Raw genomic sequence first — 6759 nt, 5'->3', positions numbered from 1 at the left:
AAGAATCTAAAGAATCTAAAGAATCTAAAGAATCTAAAGAATCTAAAGAATCTAAAGAATCTAAAGAATCTAAAGAATCTAAAGAAATAATAGAGTAAATACTCTACCCTGCTTTATATTTCTTATTATTTTTAATTTAATTCTTAACTATTAATTATGTTTAGATGGTTCCACGTGGAACGCTTTAATTGATTTTGTGATCCAGAAATAAAAAAAGCAGGATTACTCCTGCTTTTTTAATCTATAACTTTTTTATTAGTCAGTGAAAATTACACGTGCAATTGCTTTTTTACCTGATTGAATAATAAAGCTTCCGTTTTCTTTTACAGAGAAGCTTGCATCAACAGCATTCCAGTCAACTTTTACCGCACCACGAGCTACCGCATCTTTTGCCGCAGCTGCATTCGGATTTAGGCCTGCTACACGTAAAATCGTAGCAATAAAGATTTCCCCTCCAAACTCACCAAGTGAAATAGTCACTTCTGGTGTGTCTTCAGGTACTTCACCTTCTGTAATACGGTTACCAGCACTCTTATGGGCATTAGCAGCAGCTTCTGCATCATGGAAGCGTTCAACCAGCTCAAGCGCAAGGATACGTTTTACTTCTTGCGGATTACGACCAGCAGCAATTTCATCTAATAGAGCTTTGATCTCATCAAGAGATTTGAAGCTTAATAAATCGAAATAGCGTTCAATTAAAGAGTCTGGCATTGATAAAACTTTTTGGTACATGGCCCCTGGTGTATCAAATACACCAATATAGTTACCTAAAGATTTAGACATTTTATTTACGCCATCTAGACCTTCTAGAATCGGCACAGTGATACACACTTGAGATTCTTGGCCATAACGGCTTTGTAAAGTACGACCCATAAGTAAGTTAAAGGTCTGGTCTGTACCGCCTAACTCAACGTCAGCTTCAAGCGCAATTGAGTCATAACCTTGAACTAAAGGATATAAAAACTCATGAATTGCAATCGGCTGATGATTGCTATAACGCTTAGTAAAGTCATCACGCTCTAACATACGTGATACGGTTTGCTGACTTGCTAATTGAATAAGGTCAGCAGCAGACTTTTGATTAAACCATTCTGAGTTAAAACGTACTTTTGTTTTATTCGGATCTAATATTTTGAAAACTTGTTCTTGATAAGTTTTAGCATTGGCTTCTACTTGTTCACGTGACAACGGCGGACGAGTTGCGCTTTTACCAGTTGGGTCACCAATCATCGCTGTATAGTCACCAATTAAGAAGGTAACCTCATGGCCCAAGTCTTGGAAAGTTTTTAGTTTATTAATAAGAACCGTATGTCCTAAATGTAAATCTGGTGCTGTAGGGTCAAAACCAGCTTTAATTTTAAGAGGGCGATTCTCTTTAAGCTTTTTCAGTAAATCTTCTTCTGAAATAATTTCGTGCGTGCCTCGTTGGATGAGGGCAAGCTGTTCTTCGGCGGGCAAGAAATTTGACATCACAAAACCTAAACACATCAGTTATTCAATTTGTGCGATATACTAACATTTTTTCAGCGTCTTGCAGGGGAAGTTGCATATGAGCGCAATCTATATCGGCGTAATGACTGGCACTAGTATGGATGGTGTGGATATTGTTGCGGCTTCATTTGAGCCACTACAGCTTCATGCCACTCTTACAGTTCCATTCGAACCCGAGTTACGTGATGAGCTTATGGCATTAACTTTACCTGATGACAATGAAATTGACCGCATGGGTAAAGCTGATGTTGCTCTAGCCCAAATGATTGGTCATGGAATTAATACTCTCATTGAAAAGCACCAATTAGACCGTAGCCAAATAAAAGCAATTGGTTCGCATGGACAAACTATTCGTCATCGTCCAGAACATGGCTTTACGCTACAAATTGGTGATCCAAACATTATTACTGAAATCACTCAGATTCCGGTTGTTTCAGATTTCCGTCGTAGAGATATGGCAGCAGGTGGTCAAGGCGCGCCATTAGTTCCAGCTTTCCATCAAGCATTATTTCAACATCCAAGTATTCATCGTGTAATTTTGAATTTGGGTGGTATTGCTAATGTGAGTATGCTGCCTGCCAATAACAGTGTCGGCGTATTTGGTTTTGATACAGGTCCTGCAAATATTTTGATGGATGCTTGGTGCCATCGCCATACAGGTCATCCATATGATGAAAATGGTGACTGGGCAGCTTATGGTCATCCTATTCGCTCTTTACTCGATCGTCTTCATGCGCATGAGTATTTTTCTAAAGAACCACCTAAGAGCACAGGACGTGAAGACTTTAATATTGATTGGTTAGATGATCAGTTAATCGATTGGCGAAATGATTTAACTTACGATGAGTTAGAAGATACACCTGAAAACATCCAAGCCACCTTATTAAAACTCACTGTGCGTGCCATTCAAAAAGCGATTTATCGCTCTGAGATGGAAACAGGTGAAGTATATGTTTGTGGCGGTGGTGCTTATAACTCTTATTTGTTAGAACAATTACGCTGGCGTTTACGTAAGCACAATTGGTCTGTTCAACCTACCGATGTGTTAGGACTTTCCCCTACTTGGGTCGAGGCTACAGCATTTGCATGGTTAGCAATGCGCTTTGTAGATGGTTTAAGTGGTAATTTGCCAGCAGTAACAGGTGCTTCGGATTTCAGAATCCTAGGTACGATCACGGCGGTATAAAGCTACCTTTGCGATTTAATTAGACAGATTAGACCTCATAACACATTTACTGACCCGAAATGCTGTTATTTAAATGAGCATAAAAACTCATGATAAATGCCAACAAAAATAAGTAAGGCATGTTGTTATGGATCTGACCAAACGTATTCATCAATATACACGCGGGGCTTGGACATTCGATGTGATTGATTCAGGCCCTATAGATGGTCCTCTCGTTGTTTTATTGCATGGTTTTCCAGAAACTGCTCATAGTTGGGAGCAGACTTCGGAATTATTGCATGAGCATCAATTTAGAACACTTGCGATTCATCAACGTGGTTATAGTTTAAATGCTAGACCTCAAAGCCGATTTCAATATTCCTTGAGTCAACTTATAGAAGACGTAGCAAGTTTAATTAAACAGCTTGGCCAGCCAGTTTATTTAATGGGGCACGACTGGGGCTCGGCAATCGCTTCGGGCGTTGCTATAAAGTATCCACAATATATTCAACATCTCACTTTAGTTTCTGTGCCCCACCAAGCTGCATTTTTAAAAGCTTGTTTAAGCAGTAGACAACTTTTTAAATCTTATTATTTTGCAATTTTTCAGTTACCGATTCTGCCCGAACTTTTATTTAAAAAGATACCTAAATTGGGTCGTAGGTTTCTAAAGTCATCAGGCATGACTGAACAGCAAATTGCGATATTTGAGGCTGAGTTTATAAAGGAAAATAGATTAACCACGGCGTTGAATTGGTATCGTGGCTTTTTTTGGGACAAACCTCAAAATCCATTTAAAGCTATAGACGTCCCCACTCTTTTTATTTGGGGTAAACATGATATTGCCGTTACAGAAAAAAGCGCCGAGCTAAACTCACATTATTTTAAAAATAGTTATGAAGCAGTTTTTATGGATGCGTCGCATTGGATTCCCTATCAGAATGCGCCTGAACTGGTGCAATACTTTTTAGAATCTGTCCGTAAAAAATAATGATTTGATCAATAAAAAAACCTCTCAAAATAGAGAGGTTTTTTAAATTTTAAAATTCTATTAAATCGAGAATGAAGAACCACAACCACATGTTGTTGTTGCATTCGGGTTTTGTACGATAAAACGCGAACCTTCAAGACCTTCTACATAGTCAACTACTGAACCAATTAGGTATTGGTAGCTAAGTGAGTCAACCAGCATTTTTACATCGCCATTTACAAATTCTGCATCATCTTCATTTACGCTTTCAGCAAAATTAAAGCCATACGAAAACCCTGAACACCCGCCTCCTGTTACATATACACGTAACATGAGATCGTCATTCCCTTCACTATCACGGAGTTGGCGTACCTTATTGGCAGCATTATCTGTCAAAACTAGAGCTTGGGCATTCATGATGATTGTTCCTCGGATTTTGCTGTGCCTTTCAAAATAAAAAAGACCCTATATTGAGTATAGCATAATCAATATAGGGTCTGTCTTCGAAGTTTAAAGCGAATCTTGAGTATTTTTATCAAGATTATTTGTAATTCTCATCCTGTAAGCCACATTCGAAGTTTTTAGCATCTTGCTTGCAACGGAATTGCCATAGTAGTTTCATCATGCGTTTATCGTACACACCGCGTTGTGTAAGGTTAATTCGAGATTCACGCATAAGCTTTTGGTAACCCGGTTTATCGGCTGCTGGGACATCCATCCAGTATTTTTGTGGAATATCAGCTTTCATCTTACCCAAGATGGTAAAAGCACGTGGTAGCTGACCCGAAACCCACTCCCTAGATTTCTGGCCAAAACCAGCTGGGAACTTATCAGGTCGGATAATAATATTTCCTGTGACCTGTAAGATTGGATAATTCACGATCGCACCTTTTGTGCCTAAACCTTTTTGTAGTTCCAAAGGTTTAAATGCTGCTGCTGGCGCACCAATAATATCAACTTGATGGTTATTAAATTTTGCACCGAAATTTGTGACATCAGCACTCACAGCCTGTGCCCCGACCTGCTGAACCATAATTTTTTGTGCTTCATCATAATCAAGCACAGCAATTTTCTTACCTGCAGCTTTCGCTACTGTATTAATGCTGCGATCATTTACTAAAAGGTAAGCATCACCAACCGGAATAACACCGACAACCTCATAGCGACCATTAACCATATATTTACTAAAAGTCGGACTCGCTAAACCTTGCATCACTTTTACAGCAAGCTTGAGGTCAGGAATCGCTCCAATTGCGTCTAATGAACCAGTAAATGAGTTAAATTGACGCCCGCGCATCCCTGACACGCTAATACCATCACATTTACCTGCTTTAAAATCTTCGGCAATCACGGCTTCATTCTGGTTTACTTTAAGCTCGATATCAGCTCCCCAGTTTTTTGCGGCAAGTTGATAATCCTTCATCAGCGCATAAACGTCGCCATTTTTTCCAACGAAGTCAAAAACACATACTGTTTGTTTAGCCTCGGCTGCAAAAGAAACTGTGGTAAGTCCCATCGCAAGTAATAGCGTTTTGGAAAATTGCATATTCTTTTTCCTTTCCTTGTGGAGTTTTTGTTTTTCGATACCAAGAAATTTCACACCATCAGGTATGAATCGGATAGGCTTCATATAAAAATCATGATGGAATATTTGTATAGACCGTATTTGCTTTTATGATTTTATTTCCCTGAAAAATAGATAGCGAATGACCTATCTATTAGCAATTATTTTAATCACTCAAGTCCTTGATCTATTTTTATACCTTCATGTTTCCTTATGAAGTTTTTATCTAAATTTAGCTTAACGTCTTTCTAGTTATCCACAATGGCAGAACTGACAGCTCATATAAAACAAAAAGCCTAGAACTCAGTCTAGGCTTTTTGAAAGAAATTAGGATTATTCACCAGGCATTGAACATTCAAAGTTAGCTTTGTCTACAGAACAACGCGCTTTTTTGAGTACAGACATCATTCCAGCATCGTAAACACCGCGTTTAGTTAAGTCCATACGGCCATCACGCAACATTTTTTGATACTTAAGTTTGTCTTCTGCACTTAAGTTCATTTTGTATTTGCCAGGAATTTGCGCTTCTAAACGGTTGATCATTGCAAAGCTCTTCGGTAACTGTTTAACAAACCAGTCACGAGATTTTTGACCAAAACCAGCTGGGAATTTATCAGAACGTAATACTAGATCTGCTGTAACGTGTAATACAGGGAAGTTCCACATTACACCGTTTGCGCCTAAACCTTTATTTAACTCTAATGGTTTGTAAGCATAAGCAGGCGCACCTACCATATCTACCTGACCATTATTAAATTTAGCAGCAAAGTTTGAGATATCAGAAAGAACTGCTTGAGCTCCTACACGTTGCACCATAATTTTTTGTGCATCGTCATAGCCAAGTACAGCGAATTTTTTACCCGCAGCTTTTTCAACAGAGTTGATGTTTTTGTCGCGTACGAAAATGAAAGCTGAACCTAGCGGAGAAATACCAGCAACTTCGTATTTTTTACCACCCATATTTGTGGTCATTTTTGCTGCATTACGTGCATCTAATACATAAGTAATTGCACGTTGAGCGATTTGGTTATTTGGAACACCACCAAGTGAGTCGATAGATCCTGCGAATTTGTTATATTGGCGTGCACGCATTGCTGTCATTGCCACAGCATCACATTTACCCGCTTTAAAATCATTATCAGCAACAGCCTCGTCCTGACGAGGAACTAAGTTAATTTCAGTACCCCAGCCTTTTGCAGCAAGAGCCCATTCTTCCATCATTTTATATGAGTCGCCTGCTTTTCCTAAGAGGTCGAATACACATACGGTACTCGCTGCTTGCGCTGAAGCAGAAAAACCAACAACAGAAGCGGCAGCCATAGCAAGTACGATTTTTTTCATTTTCTTCATCCTTCCACGGAACAGATTTTTTGTTTGAAGTTTCCTTTCAAACACAGATATTAATCATGTTTTTTAGAAAAAAATAGAGCTTTTACTCAAATATTTTTATCTCATTGAACCATTGTTTGTTGGTTTTAAATTATTTATTAAAAGGAAAAATCGCTAATTTTCCGTAAGTTACTTTTTATATTCACAATTTTCATACCCATATTCAGCTTTGAAATATAT

6 protein-coding genes are annotated in these 6759 nt (G+C 38.5%); 2 read left to right on the top strand and 4 right to left on the bottom strand.

Annotated features, from left to right (window positions below):
• Positions 1 to 255: 255 nt before the first annotated feature.
• Positions 256 to 1488: a tyrosine--tRNA ligase gene (gene tyrS, locus RMA94_RS00535; RefSeq protein ID WP_002115433.1), complete on the bottom strand. Its 1233-nt coding sequence runs from the start codon at positions 1486 to 1488 to the stop codon at positions 256 to 258.
• Positions 1489 to 1549: 61 nt separating this feature from the next.
• Here tyrS and RMA94_RS00530 point away from each other — a divergent pair, with 61 nt between their 5' ends.
• The gene (locus RMA94_RS00530) at positions 1550 to 2677 is read left to right on the top strand and encodes an anhydro-N-acetylmuramic acid kinase (RefSeq protein WP_311081437.1); all 1128 of its coding nucleotides are present in this window, start codon (positions 1550 to 1552) and stop codon (positions 2675 to 2677) included.
• 127 nt (positions 2678 to 2804) lie between these two features.
• Positions 2805 to 3647 (top strand): alpha/beta fold hydrolase, encoded by an 843-nt coding sequence (locus RMA94_RS00525; RefSeq protein ID WP_202724776.1) that lies wholly within the window; start codon positions 2805 to 2807, stop codon positions 3645 to 3647.
• A 60-nt stretch (positions 3648 to 3707) separates the two neighbouring features.
• On the opposite strand, the gene erpA is transcribed toward RMA94_RS00525, so the two are convergent.
• From erpA to RMA94_RS00510, 3 genes are all read right to left on the bottom strand, one after another.
• Positions 3708 to 4043 (bottom strand): iron-sulfur cluster insertion protein ErpA, encoded by a 336-nt coding sequence (erpA, locus tag RMA94_RS00520; RefSeq protein ID WP_002115421.1) that lies wholly within the window; start codon positions 4041 to 4043, stop codon positions 3708 to 3710.
• Between the two features lie 124 nt (positions 4044 to 4167).
• Entirely contained in the window at positions 4168 to 5172 is a 1005-nt protein-coding gene (locus tag RMA94_RS00515; protein ID WP_005804873.1) for a putative solute-binding protein, read from the bottom strand.
• Positions 5173 to 5523: 351 nt separating this feature from the next.
• On the bottom strand, positions 5524 to 6531 hold the full coding sequence (locus tag RMA94_RS00510) for a putative solute-binding protein (RefSeq protein WP_002115480.1): 1008 nt from the start codon (positions 6529 to 6531) through the stop codon (positions 5524 to 5526).
• Positions 6532 to 6759: the final 228 nt, after the last annotated feature.

The sequence above is a fragment of the Acinetobacter sp. V115_6 genome, assembly GCF_031799025.1.
GTDB lineage: Bacteria > Pseudomonadota > Gammaproteobacteria > Pseudomonadales > Moraxellaceae > Acinetobacter > Acinetobacter pittii.
Note: the sequence above shows the minus strand (reverse complement) of the source record. Positions and strands in the feature narration are given on the sequence as shown.